Origin of the sequence: Stenotrophomonas sp. SPM (genome assembly GCF_003105135.1) — a bacterium.
Taxonomy (GTDB): Bacteria; Pseudomonadota; Gammaproteobacteria; order Xanthomonadales; family Xanthomonadaceae; genus Stenotrophomonas.
On the sequence record NZ_QETL01000203.1, the window covers coordinates 1 to 1,810 of the forward strand.

Genomic DNA, 1,810 nt, shown 5'->3' on the forward strand with positions numbered 1-1,810 from the left:
TGCTTCTGCCAACAGCAGCCGAGCATGGCTCGGCTCTACAAAAGGCAAACCGCGTTCACGCCCCCTCCCCTACAGTGGCCACACACCCTTCTGGAGGCACGCCATGCGTCCCTCGATGTTCCAGGCCGGTGCGTCGCTGGCATTGCTGCTCTGCGTGGCCGGTGCAGCCGCCGAAGAACCCGCCCACGCTACTACGCCTCCCGACCGGCAACTGGCTCCTTTGTTCCAGCAGGTACAACGCGCGCACCTGTTTGCCGACCAGAAGACCTTCGCCGACGCCGTACCGCGCCAGCCGGCGGCGGCCGTACTGGCCGACTGGCAGACCGCGCAGCAGCAACCCGGTTACACGCTGCGCGATTTCGTCGCGACCCACTTCGACGTACCCGGCGATCCACCGGCCTACGTGCCGCCTGCAGGCGAAACTCTGCGCGCGCACATCGAAGGCCTGTGGCCGGTACTGCAACGGCATACCACCAGCGTCGATCCGCACGGATCGCTGCTGCCCTTGCCGCATCCCTACGTAGTGCCCGGCGGCCGCTTCCGCGAGGTCTATTACTGGGACAGCTACTTCACCCTGCTCGGCCTGGCGTCCAGCCAACGCTGGCAGCATGTGCGCGACATGGTCGACAACTTCGCCTGGCAGCTGGACCAGTACGGCCACATCCCGAATGGCAACCGCAGCTACTACCTCAGCCGTTCGCAGCCGCCGTTCTTCAGCCTGATGGTGGAACTGCTGGCCAGCCACGAAGGTGACGACGCGTACCGGCGCTACCTGCCGCAGCTGCGCATCGAACACGCATTCTGGATGCACGGCGCGGAGGGTCTTGCACCGGGCCAGGCGCGCGAACGCGTGGTGCGCTTGGCCGATGGCCAGCTGTTGAACCGCTACTGGGATGCGCGCGCCGTGCCGCGTACCGAATCGTGGACGGATGACCTGGCCACGGCGGCGCAGGCATCACAACGAGCGCCCTCGCAGGTCTACCGCGATCTGCGTGCCGGTGCCGAATCCGGCTGGGATTTCAGCTCGCGCTGGCTGGATGACCCCGCGCAGCTGTCCAGCATCCGCACCACCTCCATCGTGCCGGTGGATCTGAACAGCCTGCTGTTCCAGCTGGAACAGACGCTGGCGCGCGCCAGCACGGCATCGGGTGCGCGTGACGATGCCCGCCGTTTCCAGCAGCTGGCCGCCTCACGCCGCGCGGCCATCAACACGCAGCTGTGGGATGTGCGCGAGGGCTATTACGTTGACCGCGACCTGGACAGCGGCCAGCAGCGCCCTGCCCTGACCGCCGCGACGCTGTTCCCGCTGTGGCTGAAGATTGCCGACACTGCGCAGGCGCGACGCACCGCCGATGCCGTGGAAACCGGCCTGCTGCGCTCCGGTGGCCTGCTGACCACCCAGCGCGACACCGGACAGCAATGGGACGCACCAAACGGCTGGGCGCCGCTGCAGTGGGTGGCCGTGGACGGGCTGCAGCACTACGGCCAGCAGGCGCTGGCACGGACCCTGGGCGTGCGCTTCCTGCGCACGGTGCAGTCGGTCTACGAGCGCGACGGCAAGCTGGTGGAGAAGTACGTGGTGGATGGCTCGGCCAGCGGCGGCGGTGGCGGCGAGTACCCGCTGCAGGATGGTTTCGGCTGGAGCAATGGCGTGACCCTGGCGCTGCTCGACCGCCTGTGCGCGCCAGAGCGCACCTGCGAAAGCGCCGCCGACGTCGAATAAGCGCTTCTACAGCATCGAGCCACGCTCGACTGCTGTGGCCTTTGTAGAGTCGAGCCATGCTCGACTGCTGTTGGCAGAAGCAGTCGA

General features: G+C 67.5%; 1 protein-coding gene. It reads left to right on the forward strand.

Annotated features, from left to right (window positions below; genetic code table 11):
- Positions 1–103 precede the first annotated feature (103 nt).
- Complete coding sequence (treA, locus tag DCO49_RS19970; protein WP_116865461.1) at positions 104–1,723, forward strand: alpha,alpha-trehalase TreA; 1,620 nt, start codon at positions 104–106, stop codon at positions 1,721–1,723.
- Positions 1,724–1,810: the final 87 nt, after the last annotated feature.

Bases quoted from the DNA above. Each gene is read 5' to 3' on its own strand.
- treA (WP_116865461.1), top strand. From the start codon at position 104: ATGCGTCCCTCGATGTTCCAGGCCGGTGCGTCGCTGGCATTGCTGCTC.